The sequence below is a fragment of the Cupriavidus sp. SIMBA_020 genome (assembly GCF_046535395.1).
Classification (GTDB): domain Bacteria; phylum Pseudomonadota; class Gammaproteobacteria; order Burkholderiales; family Burkholderiaceae; genus Cupriavidus; species Cupriavidus campinensis.
Genome location: NZ_JAWRWU010000132.1, coordinates 1 through 378, shown reverse-complemented (window position 1 = coordinate 378; position 378 = coordinate 1). Strand labels below are relative to the sequence as shown.

Sequence of the window (378 nt, the reverse complement as noted above, 5' to 3'; positions counted from 1 at the left end):
CGGTGCAGCGCTTGCGCGCGCTGATGCGGCGCGCCGGCGAGACATTCGCCGACAGGCATGCGCTGTCGGGCGCCGTGTCGATCGCCGAGATGCAGTCCGCCATCAACCAGGTCTGGCGTCCGCTGGACTGGGGCTGGGTGGAGATCGAAGAGGCCGAGGATCACCTGGCCCTGGCGCACTACTGCGCGCCGCTGCGCGCGGCGTTCGGCGCCGCGCACCTGGACTGGAGCGCGGGGTTCCTGGAGGGGGCCTACGAATCGTGGATGCGCCTGCTGGGCGCCGATGCGCAGTTGAAGGTCTCGCAGCAGCGCGCGTCCGATGAATCCGGTGTCATTCTCTACCGGTTCGGCCGCTAGGATGCGGGACCACGGATGAGAG

1 protein-coding gene is annotated in these 378 nt (G+C 69.6%); it reads left to right on the top strand.

Annotation, left to right across the window (positions count from 1 at the left end; all coding sequences use genetic code 11):
* Positions 1-356 (top strand): cellulose biosynthesis protein BcsD (gene bcsD, locus SB751_RS28495; protein ID WP_410748853.1); only part of this gene is annotated, 356 nt, incomplete at its 5' end.
* Positions 357-378 lie beyond the last annotated feature (22 nt).